Here is a 25,655-nt window from a genome sequence, read left to right on the forward strand (position 1 = left end):
TGTGGACGTTCAAGGGGCACCGCCGGGGAACGGGATCGCGAACGGGCCCGCGGTTTCCGTGAGCCGCCGTGCAGTGTGCCCCGCGTGCTCGCGTACCGCCGACACCAGTGCGGCCTGCCGCAGGATCGCCGCGCGCGCGGGGAGCGGGTCGCGCCCGGTGAGAACGTCCTCGGCGAACGACTTCGCCATCAGTGCGAACTGGTTGCTGGGCGGGAGAAGGATTTCGCGGGGCCCGTCAACGTCCTCCACTTCGATCACCGGCGCGCGGTCCGGGGGCGGGGTGAAGGCGCGTCCCAGCGAGAGCCTGCCGGTGGTGCCCCATACCGAGTAGGCGGAGCGATAGCCGAACCCGAATCCGAACTCCGCTTGGACGGCCGCGCCTCCGCAGGAGGCGAGCAGCGCGCAGCCGGAAGTGTCGACCTCGTGGACGGGGTCGTGCCTGCGGTACCCACCGACGACCTCCAGCTCCGACCCGGTCAGCATGGTGGCCGCGCGCAACGTGTAGACGCCGAGGTCGAGCAGCGCGCCGCCGGCCAGATCGGCGGACAACCGGATGTCCCCCGGAGTCCTCGGCGGTATCCCGAAGTCGCAGTGGAAGGTGCGCGGCGTGCCGATCACCCCTTCGGCGATCAGCTCGCGCACGGTCCTGTGCTGCGGGTGGTGGAGGAACGCGAAGGCCTCCACCAGGTGCAGCCCGCGCTCGGCGGCGATGCCGACCAGTTCCTCGGCCTGTCCGAGCCCGGTGGCGAGGGGTTTTTCCACCAGGACGTGCTTGCCCGCGTGCAGTGCTCGCGCGGCCCAGCGGGAGTGCAGGGAATTGGGCAGGCAGATATACACCGCGTCCACGTCGGGGTCGTCGAGCACGCCCTGGTACCCGGCGATCGGACGCCCGCCGAAGGCCGCGGTGAACGCCGCGGCCCGGTCGCCGTCGCGGCTGCCGATCGATACCAGGGCAACGGACGGCACCTCGCGCAGTGCGGGCAGCAGACGACGTTTCGCGACGCTCGCGCAGCCGAGAACGCCGAGGCCGAGACGGCGCACGGCCGCTCCTTTCCTAGAGGGCCTGCGGTTTCAGAGTTTCAGGTTCGCGCGTGCGCAGGCGAGCAGGGTCCTGGCCTGGACGTTGACGTGGTGGCCCTGGCCGACCAGGGATTCCAGCTGGCGGACGGAAACCCAGCGATAGTCGGGGCCGGGCTCGGCCGGATCGGTCGTGTACGCCACGAGGTAGCGGTTTACGCCGTGGTAGAAGCGGCCGCCCTCCTCCGACAGCACGGTATCGAAGAGGGGCTTGGATTCCAGGACGTGGCTGAGCAGGCCGTCCTCGTCGGCGTCAGGTGCCCGGTCGAGCGTGGGGCCGAGTTCGGCGACGTTGAGGGTGCCGGGTTCGACGTCCGCGTGCATCAGGACGTGGGGTGCGTTGTCGAGGTGCGTGGTCAGGAAGGCGATGACGTGGGGCCGCAACGGCGTGATCATCGGTTGCTCCCAGCTGCCCACCTCGCGCCCGATCGCGTGTACCCGCACGCCGACCAGCCGGAACGAGTCGTCGGCCAGCTCGGCCGGATTCGGCTGCCAGGAGCCGAGTTCGCACAGGCCGACCAGCTGGGCGCGCACGTCGTTGGTCATCCGGATGTCGTTGAGCCAGCTCATCAGGTCCTGCGTGGAGTGGAGTGCCCTGCCCTCGTACAACTCCGTCAGCGGTAGGCAGGACAGCACGGAACGGGCGTCCATGTTGAGCAGGTTGTCGACCGGCAGCAGCTGGTGCAGCTCGTCGAGGGTGAACCACCGATAGTTCTCGTGTCGCTCGACCTCGTCGGTGGTCAGCACGATCATGTTGCGGTTGCGCTTGCGGTAGAAGCATCTGCCCTGTTCGGACTGGAGCTGGTCGACGAGCACGCGGCCGCGGCCGGGGGCGGTGAACAGGTCCAGGTACCGCGTCGGCTCGCCGCGGTGCACACGGGTGAGGTTGCTCCGGGTCGCCTGCACGGTGGGGGAGAGCTGGACGCGGTTGATGTTGCCCGGTTCGACCTTGGCCTGCATGAGGAACTGCAACTGCCCGTCGAAGCGTTTGGCCAGGATGCCGAGCAGGCCGATCTCGTCCTGCCGGATGATCAGCTGCTTCCACCGGCGTTCGCCTGTGCGCACGTCGAGGCCGTGGACCGAGAAGAACTGGCCGGAGGAGTGCACGAGGTCGTGTGTGCCGGGCCGGAACTCCCACGAGCGGAGCTCGTCGAGCCCGACGAGCTCGACCTCGCAGCACAGTGCCTGATTGCGTTCGGCCAGCCAGTCGGCCGTCGTCATCGTCTCGATCACGGCCGGGCTCCCACTTCGTCGTCGGAGTCGGGACGGGAGGCGGGGACGACGTCGCGGGGGCCTGCGTCACCGTGCAGCGCCTCCCGCGCGGTGTCGAGCCAGCGGCGGGCCAGCGTGTCGTCCACGTCCCCGGCGCCGATGAGGAGATCGGCGTGACCGTGACGGGGCCGGATCGCCACCGCGCAGGAATGCCCGGCGGCGAACCACCTCGGGGTCACCGAGGCCGCTTGGGCCGGATCGAAGGCCAGCCAGCACCAGCGGTCGCGCCATCGCCAGCCCCGCCAGCGACTGCCTCGTGCGTCGCGCAGCCCCCCGCTCCCGGCGAGCAGCGTGCCGAGGTAGTCCGGAATCAGTGCGTTCTCGATGGTCCCCGGTCCGTGCTGCCTGATGCACACAGCAAGGGCGGGTACTCCCTCGACGAGGGCGTAGTGTCGGGCCGCGTCACCTTCGGCCGGCCACAGGTTCGCCACGGCCTGGCCGGGACGCAGCACTGCCCGCCACGCCAGGTCCGGTGCTTCCGGATCGGTGAGCGCTCCGGGGTGGCCGGGTGGCGTCTGCATGAACTGGTGCAGCTCCTCCAACAGGTTCCAGTGGTCACAAGGGTTTCCGACCACCAGCGCGGCGCCATCGCCTGCTTCCGCGCGGTCGCGGTGCACGAGCATGGTGAGTCGCGCGCCGTGGCGGGGCGACACCACCGCCCAGATGCTTTCGTTGCTCAGCACGAGTTCCGGTGTGCCGTCGCCGTCGACGTCGCGGAGCTCGGCGGCCGGACGGGCAGGGGGCTTCCCGCCCGACCACCGAGCAGCCTCGAGCACGGGACGCGCGAGCCGGGTGTGCGAGACCCCGGCGCGGACCCATGCGGCCAGTTCCCCGGACGGGCCGTCGCCGACGCGGTCACGCCACGCGGTTTCGTGTTGTCCGAGCATGAGCAGTCGTTCAGCGAGTGTCAGCAGTTGCTCGTCGGACTCGCCCGCTTCGCGGGCGCCCGTGGTCCGTTTCTCGACGTCGTCGAGAATTTCCCTGTGTGGCAACCATTCCGTGGCGCGGCTCCAACCGCGGTAGTCGGCACCCGCCTGCCAGCCGACCTCGAGCTCGCGATAGCTGCCCGCCTCGGGCACCGATCCGGGCACGGCGGCGTGCTCGTCGAGCCAGTGATCAAGGTGGACCGGGCGCAGCGCCGTATTCTCCGCCACCCAGCGCATGGCCTCGGCGTAGCGGCCACGGTCGGGCTCCCAGCCCGCCACCCCGGCACAGCGTTCCACGTCGTCGGCGAACACCAGCAGGACCGAGTCCGGCTCCGGCACGCTCCGCAGGATGTCGTCGACCAGTTCGTCCAGGAACCGCAGCCGGTCCGGACCGGACGGCGGGAGCAGATAGCGCAGGTGCGCGGGGAACGGCACGACCGTCAGCGGGCCGTGCCCGCCGTCGATCACACGAGGAGTGAGCAGCCTCGCGTCGGCCAGCCCCCGCGCCGAGCGCGGCGGGACCTCGCCCGGCCAGTCGAACGGTCCAAGCGCGTCGATCGAGGCTCGGTCGAACCCTGGATCGCCCGGGGCGGCGGTGACCGGCGCGAACAACCGGTCGTCGAGCAGGATCCTGCGGAAGCCGCCACCGGGCAGCAGTGGGTCGGTGAGTGTGGTGACCAGATCCGGATGCCAGACGCGCTCCGGTATCCACGCGGTGGGCAGCGCGCCGTCGGGCACGTCCAGATGATGGCGGAGCAACTCGGCCATTGTGGTGATCTGCAAGCGGTTCATGGCCGGGGTGAGCTCGGGCATGATCGGCTCGGAGTAGGTGCCCCCGAGCAGGGTCAGCACGCGATCGGCGACCAACGCGCGGACCCGCTCGAGAAACTCCGGCCGGTGCCAGGCCATCGCCTCGACCAGTGTGCCGGACAGGTGCAGCGCGGCGGGCACCCCGTACTCGCGATGCCTTTCGAGCACCGCCTGGTAGCCCTCGGCGATCCTGGTCAGTCCATCACGGTCGGCGTAGCCGTCGGTGATCACCAGCTGGTTGGCGTGGTGGACGAAGGCCATGGCCAGGCGCGACATCGGTAGCCTTTCGGTCAGGAACGGGTGCTGGTGGCGCCGAGCGCGCCGGTCAGGAAGGGGAGTGCGCGGCCGAGTTCGCGGTCCCAGTACGGCCAGGTGTGCGTTCCCTCGCCGTAGGCGTCCGTCGTCACGGCGGCGCCGGCCGCGGCGAGCTTGCTGGAGAACTCGGTGTTCTCGCGGGAAATGAACTGCTCGGCCGGATCGGTGCTGGAGCCCGGCGGGTCGAGTGGACCGGCGGCGCCGGTGCCGTACGAGACGAAGAGCTTCGTGCCCTTCAGCTTCGCGGCGAGGTCGACCGGGTTGTGCGCGGACCAGATGTCCGCTTGTTTCACCGGATCGCCCCACAGCGCGGTCGGATCCGCGCCGGTGGCCTTGACCTGTTCCTCGATCTGCCGGGAAACGGACTGTCCCGGCGCGTATTCGTAGGTGGTGTCGACCGTGCCGCTGAATGCGGCCGCCGCGGCGAAGAACCCGGGATTCCTTGCCGCGTAGGATATCGATCCGAAACCACCTCGTGAGGACCCCGCCACGGCGTAGCGGCCGTCGGCGCGGAAGACCGTCTTCAGCAGCGCGGGCAGCTCGGTCAGGTGGAAGGTCTCCCAGGCGGGTGAGCCGTACTCGCCGCCGTTCCACCAGTTCGAGAACCAGCCCGCCTGACCGGCGTCCGGCATCGCGACGATCACGCCGGTTCTCTCGGTGAGGCCTTCAACCCGCGAGTTCTTCGTCCAGGCCCGGTAGTCGCAGTCCGGTCCGGTGAGGCCGGTGCCACAGCCGGGGTGCATCAGCCACAGCGTCGGCCAGTGCCGCCGGGGCTCGGCGCGCCAGGTGGACGGCAGGAGCAGTCGCACCATGGCGCGCCCGCCGAGCGCGGGTGAGCCGACGGTCAGCTCGACCAGCCTGTCGTCGAGCCAAGCCGTCTTGACGATCCTGGCATCGTCACCACCCGGCGTGCCGTCGGCGGCGAACGCGGTCGATGCACCTGTCACCAGCGGCAAGCAGAGCGCGAACGCGAGCAGTCTCGTCCTCATGGTCACCTCCCGGAAGTCCGCCACATGACTGAGTATACTCAAGAGTCAACACTTGATAGTCAACATCTAAGTTGTGACACTTGTCGTTCAACAGTGGGGCTGGACCGGCTCTGGACGGGTCATGGTGAAGGGACTCCGGGCCCGAACGGGACGCCGAAGGCGAAGAAGGCGGCGAACACGATGGTCCACGCCACGAGCATCGGCAGCACGAAGACGCCGAGCCGGGCGAACAGCCCGGCGACGGTGGCTCCCGGGTCGTAGCGCCGGACGGTGTCGTGCAGGACGTAGACATATGGGTTCATCGGCGAGATCGGATGCGCCACCGAGTCGCCGACGCGGAACGCGGCCTGCGCCAGCGCCGGGTGGAAGTTCAGCCCGGCGAACAGGGGCACCACCACCGGTGCCATCAGCGTCCACAGCGCGGATCCAGAGGAGATCAGTAGGGAGAACGCGAAGGTGAGGAGGATCAACGCGACGAACGCGGTGAGACCGCCCGCGTGCGCCCAGGTGATGAGCGCGGCGCCGCGCACCGACAGCAGTTCGCCCAGGTTCGTCCAGGTGAACATGCCGATGAACTGCCCGGCCGCGAAGGCCACCACCACGTAGCCCGCCATCGCACGCAGCGAGTCCGCCATCATGGCCGGCACGTCGGCGGCCCGCCGCACGGTGCCCGTCGCCCGGCCGTGCACCACCCCGGCGAGCAGGAAACCTAGTGCCACGAAGGTGACGACGTTCTTCGTGAACGGCGAGGAGACCAGGCCGTCGCTGGCGCCCCGAAGCGGGCCGCCGGGGATCAGCCAGGAAGCCAGCACGACGACGAGGTAACCGCCGAGCGCGGCGAGTGCGCGACGCAGACCTCGACGCTCCACATCGGACAGTCCAGGCGGCTGCTCGGTGCCGCCGTCGTACGCGGGCAGCCGCGGTTCGATGAACCGTACCAGGACGTACGCCGTCACGATGGGCAGCACCAGTCCGGATGCGGCCTGGAAGAAGTAGTTCATCGTGACCGACGAAACGGCTCCGCTCGTCTTCGGCGTGACCGAAGCGGTCAGCGAAGAGATGTTCGCGTCGAACGCGCCCACGAGGAAACCGCCGGCATAGCCGCCCGCCGCCGCGGCGAACCCGCCGAGCGCACCGGCCACCGGTTTCCGTCCCACCGCTTGGAACGCAAGCGCGCACAACGGCGGCAGCACCACCATGGAGGCGTCGCCCATGACGTGACCCTGCGCGGCCAGGAGGGTCACCGCGACCGGCATCAGCCGGGCGGGGACCCGCCGGAGCCCACTCAGCACCGCGGCGCGCAGAAAACCGGTGCGCTCGGCGACCCCGACCGCCATCAGGGTGACCAACACGATGCCGAGTGGTGGGAAGCCGATGAAATTGCTGACGAAATTGTCCAGGAAGTACCGGACGCCGGCACCCGAGAGCATCGGCCGCACGGGTGAGGGGGCTGGGTGCCCCGGTACGGTCACGGTGGTGCCACACCAACCCAGCACCGACGAGACGACGGCGAGTGCGGCGAAGAAGTAGCCGAACAACAGGAACGGATGCGGCAACGCCGCGCCGGCGCGGGCGAGCACCTGGCGGAGACCGCCGCGGGCGCCCCGCTGGGGATCCGCTGTCTGGGTCATGATCCTCCGTAGGTGCGGGCGAACGCGCTTCCCGCCCGGCGTCAGTGGTTCCGGCTCGCGACGAACTCGGCGAACAGTTCCAGTCGCTGCCTGGGGAGCCCGGCCGGGAGCGTGCGCACGACGTCGAGCGCGTTCTCAAGGTGTTCGCGGCCCAGCGAGGCGGCGGCTTCGATACCCCCGGTCTCGCGCAACAGATTGCCGAGCGCGCGCAGGCCGTCCTCGGTGTCGTCCCCGCCTCGTACCGCTTCCCGCAGCGCGCGGCGGTCGGCCTCGGTGCCGGACCGGTAGCTCAGCAGCACGGGCAGGGTTAGGCGCCCGTTGCGCAGATCGCTCGTGGCGGCCTTGCCGATCGCCTCGGTGGTGCTGGTGTAGGCGAGCAGGTCGTCGAAGATCTGGAAAGCGGTGCCGAGCTTCGCGCCGTAGGTGCCCAGCCGGCGCACGTCTTCTTCCGAACCGCCGCCGAGGATCGCGCCAGCCTCACAGGCACTGGTGAAGAACGCGCCGGTCTTCTGGCCGATCATGAGCAGGTAGTTTTCGACCCCCCAATCCCGCGTCGCGCAGAGCGTGCCCTCCAATGCCTGGCCTCGGCACAGTTCGAGTCCGGCCCGGGACACCACGTCCAGCGCCCGGACCACCCGCTCGGCCGGGATCCCGCGCCCGTGGCATTCGGCGAGCGCGGCGAACAGGGAGAACAGCAGGCTGTCCCCGGCGACGATGGCGTCCGGGACACCGAACTTCCGCTGGATCGAGTAGCGGCCGCGGCGCATGTCGTCGTTGTCGATGATGTCGTCGTGGACCAGGCTCGCCACATGGCCGTACTCGGCGCCGAGCGCGGCGGGCAGCACCGCGTGCGCGTCTCCGCCGACGACCTCCGCGGCGGTGAGCATGAGCAGGGGCCTGCTGAGCTTTCCCGGCGGCAACAGTGCGTAGGCGCAGATCGCCGTGAGCAGTTCGGTTTCCCCGGCCCACCGCCGTTTCAGCTCGTCCCGCAGCAGGAAGTCCAGGTCGCCGACGGCTTCGGACAGCGCCTCTTCGGTGACGCGGTGTGGCTCGGCCTGCGTCGGCAGGCTCATCTCGCGCTCTTGCTGAAACTGCTGTCCGTACATCGGAACCTTCCTGGTGGTGGCGTCGGTTTCAGGCGGGGGAGCCGGACGGACGGCTCGAAGCGGGTGCCGGAGAGCCGGTCGAAATGCTCGGACGGGTCGATCCCCGCTTGGTCAAGCCATCGGTCGTCGTAGAGGGTGTCCAGGTACTTGCGGCCGTCGTCCGCGCACAGGCACAGGTACTGTCCGCCGTCCGCCAGCGACCCGCGGGCGGCATGGCGGAGGAACGCGGCGAGCGCGGCGGACGCCGAGCCTCCGAGCACCAGCCCGGTCTGCGCGGCCAGTGTGTGGCCGGCGGCGACGGCTTCGGCGTCGCTGAGCCATTCGCGTTCGTTGACGAACTCGCATGCGGCGAACGCCGACGGCCGGCTCGCGCCGAGGCCGGGGATGAGCCGAGGCCCGAGTGGTCCGCCAAGCGCGGCGGAGCCAACACTGTCCACGGCCACCACGCGGGTGCCGGGACTGACCTTCCGGAGGTACCTGGCGATGCCCGCGAAGGTGCCGCCGGTGGACACCGCGACGAACACGCCCGCGAGCCTGGATCCGTTCTGCCGCACCAGTTCCGGCCCCGAACCCGCGAAGTGCGCGAGCGGGTTCGCTGGGTTGCCGTACTGGTTCGTCCACACGGCGTCGGGGCTCTCGGACAGGTGCCTGGTGACCCGTTTCAGCCGTGCCTCCAGATACCCGCCGTGCTCGTCGGCCTCGGTGACCAGGTCCGTTCGCGCGCCGAATTCCTTCAACCGGGCCAGGTTCTCCGTCGAGGTACGCGGATCCACAACGGCGGTGAACCGATGTCCGCGCAGTCGGCAGAGCGCGGCCAGTGCGACGCCGAGATTGCCCGACGTCGACTCCACGATGTGGAGACGGCTTCCCGGTGGGTGTTCGGCCTCCGCCGCGATGAGCAGGCCCGCCGCCGTCCGGTCTTTCACCGAGCCGAAAGGGTTGTAGTCCTCGAGCTTCAGGCACACTTCCGCCTGTCGTCCCGTCACACGCACTCGCAGTCGGAGCAGCGGCGTGTCGCCGAGTGCCGCGGTGAACTCCGGCCAGGTGGCCGGGAGCGAGCGGCGGCTCGGCAGCTCCCACGCGGTCACCGCGCCACCCGAGCGGGTTCGCGGGAATCCTCGATGGCGCCGGGCTGTCCACTGTGGAGCATGAGCTGGAAGAAGAGGCAGTCGACGTATTCGCCGCCGAGGTCCACCAGTTCGCGCATGCGCCCGACCTCGACGAAGCCGAACCGCTTCGCCAGCGCGATGCTGGCCGAGTTGTTCGCCCACACCCGATTGACCAGCGTATGGAATCCGCGCTCCCGGGCGACGTCGATCATCCAGGCGCGCAACCGGGAACCGACGCCCTGTCCTCGTGCGGTGCGACGGACATAGGTGGCGAAGGTGGCCGTCCGGTGGAAGCACGGCTTGGTGTCGTAACGTGACAGTGCAACCCAACCACGCGCCGGGCCGCCGGACCCGTCCGTGAGAACCCAGACACCGTGGGGGTACCGATGTCCGGTCAGCCATTCGCCGCGTTTGCCGAGCGGGACATCGCTGAGATCGCAGGTCGCGATCCGATCATGTACGGCCTCGTTATAGATGTCCGTGATAGCACCGATATCGGTCTGTTCGGCCGCGCGGATCATGGGTGCATTCTTGCTCATCACAGATGATCTCATTTCCCCAGTGGCAAATTTCATTTCTTGACAGTTGGGCTGAGGATAACTCGGAATAGCCCGTTCCGGCAAGACGTGTGGCTGTTCTCCACCGTGGACCCAAGATAGTTCGACGATCGCTCCAGGCTGCCTCCAGGCCTGGTCTACGACGTGCCTACCAGCTGGTTTATCGCTTTCAAGAGTCTTGGGTGGAGCGGCGCCCCCTGGTACGTTCGGAGTTCGAACCAACTGATCGCCGTTGGTACCGACATTTGCTCGGCAATGTGAAAAGTGGGGAAATCGCGTGGTAGTTGCTACGGAAAATGTCGGCTGGTCCGGCGCGTTGCCGGAACTCACTTCGTATTTGCAGGCGCAGCGCGACCGGTTGGTCGAAGAGCTGTGCGAATTCGTCCGCATTCCCGGGGTCGCCGCCGACGACCCGGCGGCGGTGCGCCGCACGGCCGAAGCGGTTGCGGCCAAGTGCGAGAAGAGCGGCCTGGGCGCGCGGATCGAGGAAACGTCGGGCAACCCCGTGGTGGTCGCGAGCGTGGGGCCGGACGACGCGCCGCTGCGTCTGCTGACCTACGGGCACTACGACGTCTTCCCCGTGCGGGGGCAGGCCGGCTGGGAGACCGAGCCGTTCGAACCGACCCTGCGCGGCGACCGGATCTACGGCCGCGGTACCGGCGACAGCAAGGCCCAGTTCCTCGCCCATCTCAACGCGCTGGAGTGGTGGCAGCGTCATGGGGGCGGAGTGCCGATCAAGGTCACCATGGTGCTGGAGGGCGAGGAGGAGATCGGCAGCCCGCACCTGCCGGAATTCGTCGAGCGCAACCGGGACGAGCTGGCTGCGGATCTGTGCGTCTACTCCGACGGCGCCATGCTCGGGGGTGACCAGCCCGCGATCCTGTTCGGGTCACGGGGCGCGCTGTGCATGGACTTCGTCGCGCACGGCCCCGACCGGCCACTGCACTCCGGCAACTTCGGTGGCACCGTGACCAACCCGATTCTGCGGCTGTCCCGGCTGTTCACCGAGATGCTCGCGCCCAACGGCGACCTCGCGGTGCCCGGCGTGGAGCGGGGCCTCCCCGAGGTCACGGCCGCCGAACGCGCGGCGCTCGACCGCATGGTCTTCGACGAGGTCGCGTTCGTCGGTCAGACTGGCCAAAAGCCCCTGCCCGTCCAGTTCGGCGAGGCATACTACGAGCGGCTGCTGTACAAACCCAGCTTCAATGTGTCGGGACTGTCCGGTGGGCAGACCGATGTGCTCAAGACCCTCGTTCCGACTGAAGCGCTGGCGAAGGTCGATCTCCGGCTGGTGGGCGAGCAGGACCCGGACGCGGTGCTCGAGGCCATCCGCGCGTTTGTCCAGGAGCGGGGCTACGACGACATCGAGGTCCGCAAGCTGTTCAGCCAGCCGCCCTCGCGCACGCCGATCGAGCACCCGTACGCGGACGTCGTCCAAGAGGCCGTGGAGATCGCGTTCGGTCGCCCGGTGGCGCGGGTGCCGAGCCTGGCGGGCACCACCCCGGACTGGGTGTTCACCAAGCTGCTCGGCCTGCCCACCTTCATGGTGCCGTTCGGGCCAGTGGACGAGAACCACCACGGTCCCAACGAGTCCGCGAAGATCTCGCTGTATCTGGGCGGCATCCGCACCATTGCGAACCTGATCGCCCTGCTCGCCGTGCACCAGGAGAGGAAGCGCGCATGACCACGCAAGCTGCTGGCATTCCTGCTGTCGACGATGTCTCCGACCTGGCACCGGAGGAGATGGAACGCGCGTATCTGGAGTACCGCCGCGCGTGCTACAACATCGTGGCTCGCACGGCGGAGGAGAGGGGCGTGTTCGCGCTGCTTACCGAACCGGCCACTTTGGACACCTTCGCGGAGCGCTTCGGCGTGGTGGAGACAAAGAAGCCGGTGGCGGAATTACTGCTGAAGGCTCTGGTCAAGCGGGGTTTCGTGGTGTTCGATGGCGCCACGTACCGCACCGCGGCCGAGCAGCCCGAACCTTCCTTCGACGAAAGGCTGTTGAAGCTGGCCACTGGGCACAGCTCGTTTGAAGAGCTGAGGCATAGTGAGAACTACGTCGGCATCATCGACACCCTGAAGGTGGAGGGCATCCCGATCGCGGCCACCTTCGACGCCGCGCACCTCACGGTGTGGAATGAGGTGCTCCAGGCGCCGTTCTACCGCTATTCCCGGATCCAGGCCGTGCGCGAGATCGGCGGTGCCGGCCCGCACCTGCTGGACCTGGCGTGCGGGCCCGGCTTCGGGCTCGGCGAGCTGGCCGAGGGTGCCCCGGCCGAGGCGACGGTCCTCGGGGTCGAGATCTCCGACGACTTCGTGGTCGCGGCCACCGAGCGGCACGCCGGCGACGCGCGGGTGCGGGTCACGAGGGGCGACGTGACGAAGCCACTGGACTTCCTGCAGGAAGGCTACTTCGACGGCGCGATGATCGTCGGCGCGTACCACTTCCTCGCCGAGCCTCACCTGTTGTGGCGCAATGCTGGCAGGCTGCTGCGGCCCGGCGGGGTGTTTTGCGTGTCCTATGTGCTCTCCAAGATGGGGACCGAGGACCAGGAGATCATGGACCTGCGGTTCGCGCTGCGGCGTCCGGTGTCCTACCCGCCGACCCGGCCGGAAGTGCTGGACCTCGCGAAGGCGGCGGGTTTCGAACTCGAGCGGGAGTACGGCCTCGGCGCGTGGCGTTGGTACTCCTTCACCAAGCTGTGACGTCCGTGCGGGACGAGTCCGCCTGGGCGGAAGGACTGCGAGACCGGCACGACCCCGTGCTGCTCGTTGTGTCGCCGCCGCGGTGTGCCTCCACGGCACTGGCCCGGTGCTTCTGGGGGCATCCGCGGTTTCGGTGGTATTCACACGAGCCTTTCGACCGGTGGTACCACGAGAACGCGGGACTCGGCGACGTCGCCCAAGCCTTGCGGGAACCGCTGGACGTCGGCGAGCCTGGGGCTCGGGGCCTGGTGGTGAAGGAGATGACGTTCCAGGCGGGCGAGCACCTGGCGACCCTCGCGGCGACGGCGACGTTACCGGTGCTCGTGCCGGTGCGAGACCCCCGGCTGGCGGTCATGTCGCGGATGCGGCAGCGGGAGCGCTCCGGCGAGCCACCGGCGTTTCCGTCGGCGGAATCCGGCTGGCAGAATCTCGCCGACGCGCTGGAAGCGTTCCGGGCCAAGGGAATCGAGCACGTTGTCGCGGATGTCACGGCCTTCCGCAGGGAGCCTGGACCATGCCTGGCGCAGCTGTGCGCTCGGCTCGGCTTGGCGGGTGACGACCGGATGTCGTCCTGGAAACCGGTGCCTGGCCTGTGCCTCGGCCGGCTCGGCGGCGCGCAGGATCTCTGGTACGAAAGGGTTCTCGGCTCATCCGGCATCGAACCGCCGGACGAGCGCGTCCCAGAGGTCGACGAGTTTCCGAAGTTGATGCGTGCTCATCTCGCGATGGCCATGGAGCTGTACCGCTCGCTGACCGCGTGACGGGACGCCCTGCCGGATGATGACGCTCCACAACAGACACTCACGATATTGTGAAGGGGGTTTACGGTCGCGTGCGACCGTAAACCCCCTTCACAGCGTGGTGTGGGGCTCAGAGCAGCGGAGCGGCCTCGACGAGCATTCGGATCAACCGGCAGATCCGGCCGACCTCGTCGCCCGTCACGCCCGTTCCGGTGGGCAATTGCATGATCCGGCCCGCCACGAGGTCGGTCCGGGTCAGCGGACGTCGCACGTGCCGGTCCGGCGCCGATCGGTAGGGTTCGACACGATGACACGGCGGGTCGAAGTGTCTGCGGGTCAGGACATTCTCCGCGAGCAGCGCCGCGGCGAGCCGGTTCCGGTCGAGCCCGGCCTCGTCCGCGTCCACCTCGAGCACAACAAAGTGATGGCTGTTCCATTCGTTCGGCCCCGGCGTGCCGACCAGGATACCGGGCACGTCGGCCAACTCCGCCACGTACCGTTCGGCGTGCTCTGCGTTGATCCGCCGCACGGTGGACATCGCTTCCAGCGAGGTGAGTCCCATCGCCCCCGACGCCTCGCTCATCTTCGCGTTGATCCCGGCACCGATCACGTGGTTGTCGGAGTCGAAGCCGAAGAAATGCAGCGCGCGCACTCGATCGGCGAGCGCGTCGTCGTCGGTGACGATCGCGCCGCCCTCGAAGGCGTTCACGAACTTCGTGGCGTGGAAACTGAACACAGCTCCGTCGCCGAACGTCCCGATACCGCGGCCGCGGTAGCCGCAGCCGAACGCGTGCGCCGCGTCGTAGAGCAACGCGAGCCCATGCTCGCCCGCCAGCTCGCGCAGTGATTCCACCGCGCATTGCCGTCCCCACACGTGCACCCCGAGAATGCCGGAGGTCGCCGGGGTGACCAGCCGTCTCGCCTCGGCAGGGTCGAGGTTTCCCGTGTCAGGGTCGATGTCGCAGAACACCGGCGTGATCCCCGCCCAGGTCAGCACGTGCGCGGTGGCCACATAGGTGAACGACGGGACGATCACCTCGCCACGCAGTCCCAGCGCGGCCACGAGTACCTGCAGCGCCGCGGTCGCGTTGCTCGTCGCCACGCAGTGCCGGGTGCCCGCGACCTCGGCCACGGCCTGTTCGAATTCCCGCACCAGAGGACCGAAGTTCGTCAGCCGTCTGCTCTCCAGCGCACCCGCGATGCGCTTGAGTACCCGTTCCGGATCGGGCACGTTCGGACGCCCCACATGCAGCGGGCTGTCGAACTCCGGTGTGCCACCGAACACCGCGAGATCGGCAGGCCCGTGCTTCACCCGCTCAGCCATGACGTATCACGAACTCGTGCAGCGACGAGACGACGTAATCGACCACTTCGTCGGTGACACCGGGATGGACACCGAGCCAGAACGTCCGTTCGCTGATCGCGTCGCAGTTCTCCAGCGAGTCGGCGACCCGGTAGTCCTGACCCTGGTAGGCGGGCTGCCGGGTGAGGTTGCCGCCGAAGAGCAAACGGGTGCCGATCCGCCGGTCTTCGAGGAAGGCGAGTAGGGAGGCCCGGTCGAAGGGGGCGTCCCCGGCGATGGTGAGCGCGAAGCCGAACCAGCTCGGCTCGCTGTCCGCGGTCGGCTCGGGTAGCAGCAGCCATCGGACGTCGTCCAGGCCTTCCCGCAACCGCCGCCAGTTCCGCCGCCGGGTACGGATGAACTCCGGCAGCTTGTGCAACTGGCTCACCCCGAGGGAGGCCTGGATATCGGTGGCCTTCAGGTTGTAGCCCACGTGGGAGAACGTGTACTTGTGGTCGTAGCCGAACGGGAGCTTGCCCAGCTGGTAACCGAACCGCTTGTGACAGGTGTCGTCCTCGCCCGGCTCGCACCAGCAGTCCCGGCCCCAGTCCCGCATGGATTCGACGATCCGTGCCAGCGCGAGATCGTTCGTGGTGACACAGCCGCCTTCGCCGGTGGTGATGTGGTGGGCGGGGTAGAAGCTCACTGTGGACAGATGGCCGTAAGTCCCGGTCAGCTCGCCGCGGTAGGTGGAACCGACGGCGTCGCAGTTGTCTTCGACGAGGAACAACCCCCGCTCGTCGGCCAGCTGCCGCACTTCCTCGACCTCGAACGGATTCCCGAGCGCGTGTGCCAGCATCACCGCGCGCGTGCGCGGGCCGATGCCGTCGGCGATGCGCTGCGCGGTGGTGTTGTAGGTGCCGAGTTCGACATCGACGAAGACCGGCACCATGCCGTTCTGCACGATCGGGTTCACCGTCGTGGGGAACCCGGCGGCCGCGGTGATCACCTCGTCACCCGCGCGCAACCGCCGTTCACCCAGCGCGGGGGAGGTCAACGCGCTGAGCGCCAGCAGGTTCGCCGACGATCCGGAGTTGGTCAGGTGTGCCTTGCGCAAGCCGAGAAACCGCGCGAACTCCCGCTCGAAGGTGCGCGCGCTGCCACCCGCGGCGATGCGGAGTTCCAGAGCCGCCTCGACCAGAGCGACGCGGTCCTCGGCGTCCAGCACCGCGCCGGCGGGTCGGATCGGGGTGATCCCCGGCCGGAAGACACTGGCCGGAACCGCGTCGTGATACCCGCGGACCAGCTCCAGTATCCGCGCCTTCGTTTCTTCAGCGTGCGTACTCATCGCTTGGACAGGGCGGCTTCGGGCAGCCCTTCCACGAGGATCTGCTGCTGCAGTCGTTGTACGTCCGTCGACGGTGCGACCCCCAGTTCGTCGGCCAGCAGGCTGTACAAGGAGCGGAACGTTTCCAGCGCTTCCTTGCGCCTGCCGGACCTCGCGAGCGCTTCGATGAGCCTCGCGTGCAACCATTCATTGTACGGGTACTGCGAAGTCAGCGACTTCAGCTCGCCGACGAGCTTGCGGTGCAGCCCGCGGTCCATGTCGATCTCGATCCGCAGCTCCAGTGCCCGCAGCCGTTCCTCCTCCAGGTTCACCAGATATGGCCGGAGCACGGGGCCGACCATGACATTGGCCAGCGCGTTGCCGTGCCACAGGCCGAGTGCGGTGGTCAGCGTCTCCGAGGCTTCGGCCTGCTTCCCCTGGCCGAGCAGGTGCTGGCCGCAGGCGACGAGGCTGCGGAACCGGAACAGGTCCACCTGGTCCTGTTCCGCGCGGAACAGGTACCCGGGCGAGAGGGTGGTGATGAACCCGGTGCCGTTGCCACTGGTCTCGTTGAGCATCTGCCGGAGCTGGTAGATGTAGGTCTGAGCGGTCCCGACGGCGCTGCGTGGCGCTTTGGTGTCCCACAGCTCCTTGATCAGGGTGTCGACGCTCATCGCCTCGTTGAGGTTTATCAGGAACAAGGCGAGGACTTGCCTGACCTTCGGTGTCGCGGGGACGACCGTCCGCGCGTCGACGTCGACGGCCAGCGGCCCTAGTATTCTGAACTCGTACATCAAAACCCCCTCGTACGCGTTACAAAATTCGAGATACCTGTACAAACCGGACGGTCACACCCGGCCAGGACCGGAGGCCTCCGTCACGGCGTTGGCGCCAAGCGGAGTGAAAACTCCGGCTGATCCGTCGAAGTCAGTTCTTGTGCGCTACCATCATGACGTACCCCAGGTAGTCGTGTTCGAGCGAAGAGGCTCGCAGTGCGTACTCCCGATAATATCCGCTGAACACCTTGTCGGTCGTTTCTTCGATCTGCCGCAGCTTCGCCGGAAGATCGCGGTCGCTTTCCTGACAAGACAGCTGCAGTTGCGCGGTGAGATCGCGACGGGTCACCCGGTCGAAGCCGGCTTCTGCCAGCAGATCGTCATATTCCTCGACTCGGATCAACGGGTTGACCATGAACGTCTCGGTGAAGATCTTCTGCTGCTCGGTGCCGAGTGGCAGACGTTCGGTGTAGTCGGTCAGCGCGAAGCGGCCGTCGGATTTCAGTACCCGGTGGATTTCCCGCAGGCACCGAATACGGTCAGGCATGTACAAAAGGGACTCGATTGCCCAGGCGGCGCTGAACGAGTTGTCAGGATAGGGCAGGTTCATCGCGTCCACCTGTTCGAAGGTGACGAGATGAGAAGCGCTTTCGCGTTCGGCGAGACTTGTGCCGAGACGGACCTCTTCGCTGCTGACGGTGATCCCGGTGACCGTGGCGCCCGTTGTCTTCGCCAGTCGGACCGCCGGCCCACCCACGCCGCAGCCGACGTCGAGGACGTGCTGTCCCGGCCCTGCTCCGATCTCGCCGATGAGGTGGTCGGTGAAACGGTCTCTCGGGCTAATTCCGTCGTTCTCGGAGCCGTCCCAGTAGCCAATATGTCGATTGTCGCCCATGAGGATGTCGAACAGCCAGTGCATGTTGTTGTACAGCTCACCGACTTGCGCTGGGCTGAGTGTTCCGGATTTCGACATGTACGCAGGTTTCGACATGGACCACCGACTTTCGGGTAGGTGGAAGCCTCCTCGCCGGTTTTGCTCGCAACCTGAGGTCGCCGCTGGCGAAGTGTGCTCTGAGTGTAGTCCTTGAAGTGTACTTAATTTACCGTCCGCTTGGAAAGGACTTTTCGAACTGGCGACCCTTCGCGTAGGGGGCTATGTCTTGATTCTTCGATAAATCCGGATAAGGGGTTGGCTGGCTCCGAAAGGCGCACCGCGGCTATCCGCCACCCTGCTTGGTGGCTTGGGCGGCCTGGCGACAGGACATCGAAAACGGTGACGTCGTGTGACGCCTGTTGGCGGTCCGTATGCAGCGCACACAGTGCTGTTCTCCTGAAGTGGTAAGCGCTTTCCTGGAGGGTCTGGGCTCGGGTTCAGCGCATCAGGAGCTGGCCGGCGGGGATCTTCGGACGTGGCAGCGGCCGGGCCAGTCCGCGAACCGCGCGCCGGTAGAGGACGGTGGTCTGGGCCGCGATGACCGACCAGTCGAATTCGGTGGCCAGGCGGGCCCGCGCGGCGCGGGCCCGTCGTCGCGCTTCGGCAGGATGCGCGAGAACCGAGCAGATGGCGGCGGTCAGGCCCGGGACGTCGCCGGGCCGGAAGCACGTGCCGGTGCGGCCGTGCCGGACGACCTCGCTCAGTCCGCCGACTTCCGCCGCGACGATCGGTATATCCGCCGCGGCCGCTTCCAGCGCGGCGATGCCGAACGGCTCGTATCGGCTCGGCAGCACGACTAGGTCGGCGGCGGACAGCGCCGCCGCGAGTTCGCGTTCGACGAGGTGACCGGTGAACTGCACGGACGGCGCGACACCGTGTTCGCGGGCGAGTTCGGCCAGCCAATCCCGTTTGCGGCCGTGACCCGCGACGATCAGCCGGGAGCCGAGGTGCCGGCGGCGGACCTCCGGGAACGCGGCGATGAGATCCTGCACTCCTTTTTCCCATTCGAGCCTGCCGAAGTACAGCAGGGTCGGCCCGCCGCCGGGCGCGTTCCGCCGCCGCGAGGGGACGGTGCGGTCGATGGCGTTCTGCCAGTCCGCGGGGTCGATTCCGTTGTGCACCACGGAGATCCCTGCCGGGTCGAGGTCGAACAGCTCAGTCACCTCGGCCCGCATCGCCCGTGAACAGGTGATCAGCGTGTCGGCGCGGTTGGCCAGCCACCATTCGATGGAGTGCACCTGCCGATTGAGCCGCTCCGGCAGCGCACCGCCGTGTCTGCCGGCCTCGGTTGCGTGCATGGTCGTTACCAGCGGGACGTGGGCGGCGTCGGCCAGCGCGATCGCCGGATGCGCGACCAGCCAGTCGTGTGCGTGCACGACGTCGGGCGTCCAGGTTTCGAGCAGCTTGTGGCCCGCACGGATCATCGCGTGTCCGACCGCCAGGGCCCACGCCACGAGATCCTGGTCGAACGAAAGATGGGGCGGGTCTTCGGGAACTCGGACGATCCGGACTCCGTCCACGACGGAATCGGCTCCGGCGTGGGTGCTGACGTCACTGCCGGCGGGTTCGCGGCACAGCACGGTGACGTCCTCGCCCTGACCAGCGAGCTGTCTCGCCAGTGCGTGGACGTGCCGCCCGAGCCCGCCGACCAGCACCGGGGGATATTCCCATGACACGATGAGCACGCGCACAGTACCGACCTCCGTGTCTATCTCGGATGTGTCTTCGCCGCTTGTTCGTATTCGGACCCGGTCAGCCGGCCGATTTGGTGACCTGTCCGGGATTCGTGGACCACTCCGCCCACAACCGCGCATAGCGTCCACCCGCGTCGCGCAGCTCGTCGTGGGTACCTGATTCGGCGAGTCTTCCTTCGTGCAATACCACGACCCGGTCCGCCTTGGCCGCGGTCGAGAGCCGGTGCGCGATCACTAGCGTCGTCCGGTCGCGGCTGAGACCGTCCACAGCGGTCGAATACGCGGATTCCGTTTCGTGATCGAGGTTCGCGGTCGCTTCGTCGAGCACCAGCACGTCCGGGTTGGTCAGCGCCACCCTGGCGAGCGCGATCAGCTGCTGTTGCCCGGACGACAGCGCCGAGCCACGCTCGCCGACCGGCGTGGCGTAACCGGACGGCATCGCCTGGATCACCGCGTGCGCGCCGACCGCGTGTGCGGCGGCCTCGATGTCCTCGTCACCGAGTTGCGGACAGCCGTACCGGATATTGTCGCGCACCGACCCGGTGAACAGGAACGGTGTCTGCGGCACGTACCCGACCAGTTGCCGCAACCGGGACAGGCGGTAGCCGGAGATCGGGACCCCGTCGATGGTTACGTCGCCGGAGCCGGGGTGACAGAAGCCGAGCAGCAGTTTCGCGAGGGTTGACTTCCCCGCACCGGTCGGACCGACGACCGCGACGGTCTCACCGGGCGCGATGTCGATGGTCACACCGTCGAGCGCGAGGGTGCGCGATCCCGGGTAGCGCAGGGAGACCGCGGAGAAACGGACCCGGCCGTGCAGGCTGATCGGCTCTTCCTGGCCATGCCGTTCCGGTTCTGTGGCGAGGAACTCGCCGAGCCGCAGAAGGCTCACGGCGGCCCGCTTTCCGCCGTCGTAGAGCTGAGAACACTGCTGTACCAACGAGAACATGCGATCCAAGTACAGGATCAGCGAGACCAGCATCCCGGCCGAAAGCCGTCCCGCGCCGAAGAGGATCGCCGTGGCGACGGCCGTCGCGCTCGCAAAGTCGATCGCGGGGAAATAGACCGCGTTGAAGGACTGGATGCGTATCCGGGTGTCACGGTACCTGTCGCCGGCGCGCAGGATCCGGCGCTTGCTGTGTTCGTGCTGCCCGAACAGCTGCACTGCCCACATGCGCGCGACGCTCTCGCGCAGGAAGTCGGTGAACGAGGACAAATGGTCACGCGCCGCGTCGTAAAGCGCTGTGGTGCGCCTGCGTACCACAGCAGCGACCGCGAGTAGTACCGGCAAGCCCACCCCGAGCACCACCGCCGCTTCGCCGCTGGTGCTCATGAAAGCGATGAGCATCCCGAAGAAGGACAGGACACCCGCCGAGTTCGCGAGCAGGTCGTCACGGAGAAATTCCGCCACGGTGTTCGCGTCCGTCGTGATCAGCGTGAGCACGCCGTGCCGCTGCTCGCGCCGATAGTGCTGCAACGGCAGCGCGAACGCGTGCTGGGCCGTGAGTGTTCGCAGCCGGTGAGTCATCCGCTCGCAGGCCAGTCCGGTCAACCTGCCACCGGTGATGTTCGCCGTCCAGTTCAGCCCGATCAGGCCGGTGCCCGCAGCCACCGTTACGCCGATCACGTCCGCATCGCGTGGGGTGACCCCGTGGTCGATACCGAAGCGCAGGACCAGCGGGAGGAAGAGGTCCGTCGCGGCGACCACCCCGAGCAGCGCCGTACCCGCGAGGATCAGCCGCCACGAACCATGGGCGAACAGACCGAGCACGGCGAAGGGCAGTGCGCGGGGGCGGGCAGGTCGGTGGCGAGCGGGCCGCCAGGTCGTGTCAGGCACCGGTGCCCGTCCGATCCGGAGCACCCGCGGCACGCACCAGCCGCTGGTACGGCTCGCAGCGTGCGAACAGTTCGCCATGCCTGCCGTGCTCGACGACCCGGCCGTCGTCGAGCAGGAACACCTCGTCGGCCGCGGCCAGAGTGGACAGCCGGCGGGTGACGACGATCCTGGTCACCCCTGACATCTCGTGCACCAGGTGGTGATGGATCCGGGTTTCGGTCGCCGAGTCGACCGCGGAGGTCGCGTCGTCGAACAACAGCACCTCCGGGCGTCGCACCAGTGCACGGGCGAGGGCGACGCGCTGGCTCTGACCACCGGACAGGGTCGTACCCGTTTCGCCGACGAGGGAGCCGTAGCCCTGTGGCATCGCCGAGATGAACTCGTCCGCGCACGCGGCCTCTGCCGCGGCGACGACGTCGGCGAGGGTGGCGTTCTCTTGGCCACACGAAATGTTTTCGAGGACGCTGCCATGGAATAGCGCCGCGTCGGCGGTCACGGTGGTCACCGTCCGTCGCAGCGCGTCGAGCGGGAGTTCCCGCACGTCGACGCCGTCTACGAGAACCTTGCCGTGGTCGGCGTCGTAGATCCTGGTCACCAAGTCGAGCACCGTGGATTTCCCGGCCCCCACACCGCCGGTGAGCACCACTAACGAGTTGCGTTCGGCGCGCAGGGACAACTCGCGAAGCACCGGACGGGCTGGTTCGTAGCCGAAGGTCACGTTCGCGATCTCAACCGTCCGCCCCGCCCCGCAGGCGGGCAGTAGGCCTTCTCCGTCCTTAATGGATGGATGCGTGCGGATGAGCGTCAGCGCGCGCGTCACTGCTGCCCGGGCGTCGAAGAAGAAGCTGGACAGCCCGGTCAGCACGCGGGCGGAGCCGACGATCAGAGTGAGGTAACCGAGAAACGCGACGAGTGTGCCGAGGGAAAGTTTCCCGTGGAGCACGAGCAGCGCGCCGACGCCGAACACGGCGATCTGGCCGAGCAGCGGGACCACATTCATGAACGACAGGTAGTGCGTGGTCAACCGGACCACGCGAAGGCGTTGCGTGAGGACTTCCGTCGCGGCGGACCGGACAGTAGTGGTCTCGCGGTCCTCCTGTGCGTGACTCTTCACGATTTCGATGCCTGCGACGCGTTCGTTGACGAGGCCGGTGAGGTCGGCCGTGCGACGCTGCGCGTCCGAACTGGCAGGGAACACACGGTGGCGGGTGAGGCGGACGGACAGGGCGGCGACCGGCGCCAGCAGGGCGACCAGGCCGGTCAGCGCGGGGGAGAGCGTCAGCATGACGGCAAGGGAAACGACGAGCGAAACCGTACTGCCGAAGGCACTGGGCAGCGGGTCGAGTAGCCCCTCCACCAGGGCGGCGTCCCGGGTGGAACTCTCGAGGATCGGGCCAGAGCCGATGCCCCGCAGGCTGGCCGTGTCGAGCCGGTGTACCGCCCGCACCAGGTCGGTCCGGATGTCGCGCTGGACGTCGAGAGCCACTCGCGAGCCGAAGTACTGCCGCAACGAGTCCACAGCGAACTTGGCCGCGGCGACGAAGAGGAACATCAGCACGTAGTGCAGCGGGGCGTCCGTGAGACCAGCCACGACGTAGTCGATGATCCGCCCTTGCAACAACGGGATCAGTGAGGCGAGTGCTGAACCGGCGAGAGCGCAGCCGAACGCCGCGGCGAAGCGTACGCGGTAGCGCGCGATGTAGCCGATCAGCCCGGGCAATCCGGGTGAGTGCATGGCTTCGCCTCCTCCCAAGCGTCGTACGCGGAAACGGGTGCTCTCCCCGACGAGGGCGGACGCGGCTCGGGAGGGCTGGGGCCGGGGCGCTACTTACCGCTGTCCACGGTGTGGGTGGCTCGCCGCTTCGACGGTTCCGATGGCTGCCATTTGAACGTCCAGATGGACGCGACTGCGCAGACGACGGCCCAGGCGCTCATCACCAGCAGGTCGCGGCCGGCGAGCGCGTGCCCGGCGAACGCCTGCTGCATGAGCTGTCCGAACGGCTCGGCGGGCAGGTACGAGGAGACCTGGTTGAGCCAGGCGGGCAGCGAGCTGCTGGGGAAGAACACGCCGGAGATGAACATCAGCGGTAAGTACACAATGGACAGTATCGACCATGCCGACGCCGGGCTGCCGATGAATCCGCTGAGCAACGTGCCCAGCGCCGCCCAAGTCACGGTGCCGAGCAGCACCGCGGACACAATCGGCCCAGCCAACTCCAGGCGGAGGTCGACGCCGACGACGAACCTCGCGATCACCACGGTGATCGCCGCGGCCACCAAGGACAGCACCGCAGTGGCGGCGATCCGTCCCGCGAGGAACGCTGACGGGCGCAGTGGAGTTGCCCGCAGCCGCTTCATCACACCCTTCTCCCTGGCGGTGACGAGCCAGGTCGCGTGCGTGACGAAGGACATCGAGATGCACCCGAACACGACGGCGCCCGCCACCAGATAGGTGTGCGAGGCCGCGTCGTCGCCCGTGGTCGTCCGGAGGGCGACCAGGATGAGGATTGGCAGCATCAATGCCGAAGTCAGCGCCCGCGACGAGCGCAGCGTCAACTTGAGATGGTGGCTTGCCTGGCGGGCGAACGAGCCGGTCCACCCGGGCATCCGGCCAAGGACGGCGGATGTGTCAGACATGAGTGTCAGCTCCTCGGTGGGTGGTCTTGGTCGGGGGCGCCGTGCCCTCTTCGGCCTGGCGGATGAGATTCAGGTACGTTTCTTCGAGGCTGGCCGGGTTGACGGTGAGTCCGGCCAGGTCGCTGTGATGCCGGTCTGCCCACGCGAGCAAGCCCTTCAGAGCGGGTATCACGTCGCCGACCTTGAGTGTGACTAGCCCGTCCTTGGTCTCGGCCGACTCGGCGAGTGAGGTGGGAAGGGCCGCCGTCGAATCACCTTTCGCGCGGAACGTGATGTGCGTTTCCGATTCGAAAAGCTGGACGATGTTGGCTGGGCTGTCGTGAGCGACGAGCTTGCCGTCGGACAGCACCATGATCGTGTCTGCGAGCTCCTGCGCCTCCTCGAGGTAGTGCGTGGTGAGCAGGACCGTGGTGCCGCCCGCCTTGAGTGTCCGTACGGCGCCCCATAATTGCCGGCGTGCGATCGGGTCGAGCCCGGTCGTCGGCTCGTCGAGGAAGAGCACACGAGGGTTGCCGATGATGCCGACCGCGAGGTCGACCCGCCGCTGCTGTCCGCCGGAGAGCTGGCCGACGCGGACCTTCTCCTCGGATTCCAGGCCGACCATCGCGAGTACCTCGTCGACCGGGCGTGGGTTGGGGAACAGCGCACGGTAGTACTGGAGTGTCTCCAGTACGGAGAGTTCGGCCTCGAGGCTGGTGGCCTGGAGCACGAACCCGAGTTGTGCACGCAGACGCTGGGGCGCGTGCCACGGATCCTCGTCGATGACCCGTATCTCACCTCGAGTGCGTTCCCGGAATCCTTCGAGGATCTCCACCGTGGTCGTCTTGCCTGCGCCGTTCGGCCCGAGCATGGCGACAGTTTCGCCCTCGCCGATGTCGAAGCTGACGTCGGTGACGGCGTTGTGCTTGCCATAGGACTTCGTCAGGCCTCGCGCCGAGATCAACGCCATCGGGCTCCCTTGCTCGTCGAAGTGATACTTTGAAGTATACATTGCTGTGTCAACACCTATTGGCTAGCTTCGTGGAGCCGTGTTTTCGCAGGTGGATGCCGCTTGGGCGGCTCGGGGAGTGGGCGTGGTGGGAGTGATTTGGTTGTCGCCGAGCGCATCATGACGAGGACCCTTTGGTGTCGACGGCGCCGCGCTCGCGGTCTCGCTGGGCTACAGCCCGACGCCCCGACGCCCCGGCGCTCCGGCGGCTGACTGGCCTGGGACCGTTTCGACGTCGGCAACGCGCAGAGCGCGCTGGGCAAGGCCGTGCAGGGCCGGTCGTTGGTGCATAAGGCGTCCTCGGCGGGCTGAAGGCCATGCTGGCCAACGGGGTGCTGGCCTCGATCGAACGCCGCACGATGATGGGGGTCCAGCACGGTATGGGGCAGAGTGAGGAGGTCGACAAGGCCACCGGTGGCGCGAGCTCGGTGTTCCTGCGTATGAAGGCCACACCGGCGTCCGTGACGTCCAAGGAGGGCTCGCGGCTGGTGTGGGACGACCCCGAGTGCCTGCTCGCGCGTGCCGACTACTACGGCGCCAACGCCGCCACCTACGGGGTGATCAACCCGGCCAAGATGAGCCAGTACAGCGGGCATGTGAAGCCGATGCGGAATCCGTTCACGATCGCTACGTTTAAGAATCCGGCCAACGAGGTCATGTTTGGCGACGGGATCGACCTGCTCGGCCCGGAAGGCCCCAGCCGCATCCTCTGCGTCAGCACCAAGCAACGCAACGACCTGCACGCCATGCTCACCGCCAAAGGCATCACCAGGGGGCAACGCCAAGGTGTCCGGACGACAGGGGGAAGCTCATGTGCAGGGTGTTGTAGGTGCGGTTGTCGTGGTGTAGTTCGTGGGTGGTGCCTTGGGGTTTCTTGATGGGGGTGCGGATGCCGATGCCGGCGGTGTGGTAGGCCTTGTCGGCGAGGGTGGGCAGGTT

Annotated in this window: 21 protein-coding genes; 4 read left to right on the forward strand and 17 right to left on the reverse strand. The window is 67.9% G+C overall.

The window, feature by feature from the left end; all coding sequences use genetic code 11:
- Window positions 1-9 precede the first annotated feature (9 nt).
- From ABD987_RS34425 to ABD987_RS34460, 8 genes are all read right to left on the reverse strand, one after another.
- Window positions 10-1,041: a Gfo/Idh/MocA family protein gene (locus ABD987_RS34425; protein WP_345403925.1), complete on the reverse strand. Its 1,032-nt coding sequence runs from the start codon at window positions 1,039-1,041 to the stop codon at window positions 10-12.
- Between the two features lie 30 nt (window positions 1,042-1,071).
- Window positions 1,072-2,310 carry an NDP-hexose 2,3-dehydratase family protein gene (locus tag ABD987_RS34430; protein WP_345403928.1) on the reverse strand — a complete coding sequence of 413 codons (1,239 nt, stop codon included), beginning with the start codon at window positions 2,308-2,310 and terminating at the stop codon, window positions 1,072-1,074.
- Entirely contained in the window at window positions 2,307-4,361 is a 2,055-nt protein-coding gene (locus ABD987_RS34435; protein ID WP_345403931.1) for a hypothetical protein, read from the reverse strand. Before ABD987_RS34435 ends, ABD987_RS34430 begins: the two co-directional genes overlap by 4 nt.
- A gap of 14 nt (window positions 4,362-4,375) precedes the next feature.
- Window positions 4,376-5,389, reverse strand: a complete 1,014-nt coding sequence (locus ABD987_RS34440; protein ID WP_345403934.1) for an alpha/beta hydrolase — start codon at window positions 5,387-5,389, stop codon at window positions 4,376-4,378.
- A gap of 119 nt (window positions 5,390-5,508) precedes the next feature.
- Window positions 5,509-7,020 (reverse strand): AbgT family transporter, encoded by a 1,512-nt coding sequence (locus tag ABD987_RS34445; RefSeq protein ID WP_345403938.1) that lies wholly within the window; start codon window positions 7,018-7,020, stop codon window positions 5,509-5,511.
- Between the two features lie 41 nt (window positions 7,021-7,061).
- Window positions 7,062-8,093 carry a polyprenyl synthetase family protein gene (locus ABD987_RS34450; RefSeq protein ID WP_345403941.1) on the reverse strand — a complete coding sequence of 344 codons (1,032 nt, stop codon included), beginning with the start codon at window positions 8,091-8,093 and terminating at the stop codon, window positions 7,062-7,064.
- Window positions 8,090-9,214, reverse strand: a complete 1,125-nt coding sequence (locus ABD987_RS34455) for a pyridoxal-phosphate dependent enzyme (RefSeq protein WP_345403944.1) — start codon at window positions 9,212-9,214, stop codon at window positions 8,090-8,092. The genes ABD987_RS34450 and ABD987_RS34455 overlap by 4 nt, the downstream gene beginning before the upstream one ends.
- On the reverse strand, window positions 9,211-9,756 hold the full coding sequence (locus tag ABD987_RS34460; RefSeq protein WP_345403947.1) for a GNAT family N-acetyltransferase: 546 nt from the start codon (window positions 9,754-9,756) through the stop codon (window positions 9,211-9,213). The genes ABD987_RS34455 and ABD987_RS34460 overlap by 4 nt, the downstream gene beginning before the upstream one ends.
- Window positions 9,757-10,069: 313 nt before the next feature.
- Between ABD987_RS34460 and ABD987_RS34465 the strand changes: the two genes are divergently transcribed.
- The 3 genes from ABD987_RS34465 to ABD987_RS34475 all read left to right on the forward strand — a co-directional run bounded on the left by ABD987_RS34465 (window position 10,070) and on the right by ABD987_RS34475 (window position 13,262).
- Window positions 10,070-11,476, forward strand: a complete 1,407-nt coding sequence (locus tag ABD987_RS34465) for a M20/M25/M40 family metallo-hydrolase (protein WP_345403950.1) — start codon at window positions 10,070-10,072, stop codon at window positions 11,474-11,476.
- Entirely contained in the window at window positions 11,473-12,501 is a 1,029-nt protein-coding gene (locus ABD987_RS34470) for a class I SAM-dependent methyltransferase (RefSeq protein WP_345403953.1), read from the forward strand. The genes ABD987_RS34465 and ABD987_RS34470 overlap by 4 nt, the downstream gene beginning before the upstream one ends.
- 260 nt (window positions 12,502-12,761) lie before the next feature.
- Window positions 12,762-13,262, forward strand: coding sequence for a sulfotransferase-like domain-containing protein (locus tag ABD987_RS34475; protein ID WP_345403956.1), 501 nt, complete (start codon window positions 12,762-12,764; stop codon window positions 13,260-13,262).
- 109 nt (window positions 13,263-13,371) lie between these two features.
- Here ABD987_RS34475 and ABD987_RS34480 read toward each other — a convergent pair whose 3' ends face one another.
- The 9 genes from ABD987_RS34480 to ABD987_RS34520 form a co-directional block, all read right to left on the reverse strand.
- Window positions 13,372-14,565 (reverse strand): aminotransferase class I/II-fold pyridoxal phosphate-dependent enzyme, encoded by a 1,194-nt coding sequence (locus ABD987_RS34480; protein ID WP_345403959.1) that lies wholly within the window; start codon window positions 14,563-14,565, stop codon window positions 13,372-13,374.
- The gene (gene rfbH, locus ABD987_RS34485) at window positions 14,558-15,871 is read right to left on the reverse strand and encodes a lipopolysaccharide biosynthesis protein RfbH (protein WP_345403962.1); all 1,314 of its coding nucleotides are present in this window, start codon (window positions 15,869-15,871) and stop codon (window positions 14,558-14,560) included. The genes ABD987_RS34480 and rfbH overlap by 8 nt, the downstream gene beginning before the upstream one ends.
- Window positions 15,868-16,644, reverse strand: a complete 777-nt coding sequence (locus ABD987_RS34490; protein ID WP_345403965.1) for an AfsR/SARP family transcriptional regulator — start codon at window positions 16,642-16,644, stop codon at window positions 15,868-15,870. Before ABD987_RS34490 ends, rfbH begins: the two co-directional genes overlap by 4 nt.
- A gap of 133 nt (window positions 16,645-16,777) precedes the next feature.
- Window positions 16,778-17,599, reverse strand: coding sequence for a class I SAM-dependent methyltransferase (locus ABD987_RS34495; RefSeq protein ID WP_345403968.1), 822 nt, complete (start codon window positions 17,597-17,599; stop codon window positions 16,778-16,780).
- 398 nt (window positions 17,600-17,997) lie between these two features.
- A complete protein-coding gene (locus tag ABD987_RS34500) occupies window positions 17,998-19,251 on the reverse strand; it encodes a glycosyltransferase family 4 protein (RefSeq protein WP_345403971.1) in 1,254 nt (417 codons plus the stop codon).
- Between the two features lie 61 nt (window positions 19,252-19,312).
- On the reverse strand, window positions 19,313-21,091 hold the full coding sequence (locus tag ABD987_RS34505; RefSeq protein WP_345403974.1) for an ABC transporter ATP-binding protein: 1,779 nt from the start codon (window positions 21,089-21,091) through the stop codon (window positions 19,313-19,315).
- Window positions 21,084-22,826 (reverse strand): ABC transporter ATP-binding protein, encoded by a 1,743-nt coding sequence (locus tag ABD987_RS34510; protein WP_345403977.1) that lies wholly within the window; start codon window positions 22,824-22,826, stop codon window positions 21,084-21,086. Before ABD987_RS34510 ends, ABD987_RS34505 begins: the two co-directional genes overlap by 8 nt.
- An 89-nt stretch (window positions 22,827-22,915) precedes the next feature.
- Window positions 22,916-23,728 carry an ABC transporter permease gene (locus tag ABD987_RS34515; RefSeq protein WP_345403980.1) on the reverse strand — a complete coding sequence of 271 codons (813 nt, stop codon included), beginning with the start codon at window positions 23,726-23,728 and terminating at the stop codon, window positions 22,916-22,918.
- The gene (locus tag ABD987_RS34520) at window positions 23,721-24,677 is read right to left on the reverse strand and encodes an ABC transporter ATP-binding protein (RefSeq protein ID WP_345403983.1); all 957 of its coding nucleotides are present in this window, start codon (window positions 24,675-24,677) and stop codon (window positions 23,721-23,723) included. The genes ABD987_RS34515 and ABD987_RS34520 overlap by 8 nt, the downstream gene beginning before the upstream one ends.
- 356 nt (window positions 24,678-25,033) lie before the next feature.
- Here ABD987_RS34520 and ABD987_RS34525 point away from each other — a divergent pair, with 356 nt between their 5' ends.
- A complete protein-coding gene (locus ABD987_RS34525; protein WP_345403988.1) occupies window positions 25,034-25,594 on the forward strand; it encodes a hypothetical protein in 561 nt (186 codons plus the stop codon).
- Window positions 25,595-25,655: the final 61 nt, after the last annotated feature.

The organism is Amycolatopsis samaneae, assembly GCF_039541975.1.
Classification (GTDB): Bacteria; Actinomycetota; Actinomycetes; order Mycobacteriales; family Pseudonocardiaceae; genus Amycolatopsis; species Amycolatopsis samaneae.

Bases quoted from the DNA above. Each gene is read 5' to 3' on its own strand.
- ABD987_RS34515 (WP_345403980.1), bottom strand. From the start codon at position 23,728: ATGTCTGACACATCCGCCGTCCTTGGCCGGATGCCCGGGTGGACCGGC.
- ABD987_RS34520 (WP_345403983.1), bottom strand. From the start codon at position 24,677: ATGGCGTTGATCTCGGCGCGAGGCCTGACGAAGTCCTATGGCAAGCAC.
- ABD987_RS34480 (WP_345403959.1), bottom strand. From the start codon at position 14,565: ATGGCTGAGCGGGTGAAGCACGGGCCTGCCGATCTCGCGGTGTTCGGT.
- ABD987_RS34490 (WP_345403965.1), bottom strand. From the start codon at position 16,644: ATGTACGAGTTCAGAATACTAGGGCCGCTGGCCGTCGACGTCGACGCG.
- ABD987_RS34495 (WP_345403968.1), bottom strand. From the start codon at position 17,599: ATGTCGAAATCCGGAACACTCAGCCCAGCGCAAGTCGGTGAGCTGTAC.
- ABD987_RS34435 (WP_345403931.1), bottom strand. From the start codon at position 4,361: ATGTCGCGCCTGGCCATGGCCTTCGTCCACCACGCCAACCAGCTGGTG.
- ABD987_RS34470 (WP_345403953.1), top strand. From the start codon at position 11,473: ATGACCACGCAAGCTGCTGGCATTCCTGCTGTCGACGATGTCTCCGAC.
- ABD987_RS34510 (WP_345403977.1), bottom strand. From the start codon at position 22,826: ATGCACTCACCCGGATTGCCCGGGCTGATCGGCTACATCGCGCGCTAC.
- rfbH (WP_345403962.1), bottom strand. From the start codon at position 15,871: ATGAGTACGCACGCTGAAGAAACGAAGGCGCGGATACTGGAGCTGGTC.
- ABD987_RS34460 (WP_345403947.1), bottom strand. From the start codon at position 9,756: ATGATCCGCGCGGCCGAACAGACCGATATCGGTGCTATCACGGACATC.
- ABD987_RS34440 (WP_345403934.1), bottom strand. From the start codon at position 5,389: ATGAGGACGAGACTGCTCGCGTTCGCGCTCTGCTTGCCGCTGGTGACA.
- ABD987_RS34525 (WP_345403988.1), top strand. From the start codon at position 25,034: ATGCTGGCCAACGGGGTGCTGGCCTCGATCGAACGCCGCACGATGATG.
- ABD987_RS34445 (WP_345403938.1), bottom strand. From the start codon at position 7,020: ATGACCCAGACAGCGGATCCCCAGCGGGGCGCCCGCGGCGGTCTCCGC.
- ABD987_RS34450 (WP_345403941.1), bottom strand. From the start codon at position 8,093: ATGAGCCTGCCGACGCAGGCCGAGCCACACCGCGTCACCGAAGAGGCG.
- ABD987_RS34475 (WP_345403956.1), top strand. From the start codon at position 12,762: ATGACGTTCCAGGCGGGCGAGCACCTGGCGACCCTCGCGGCGACGGCG.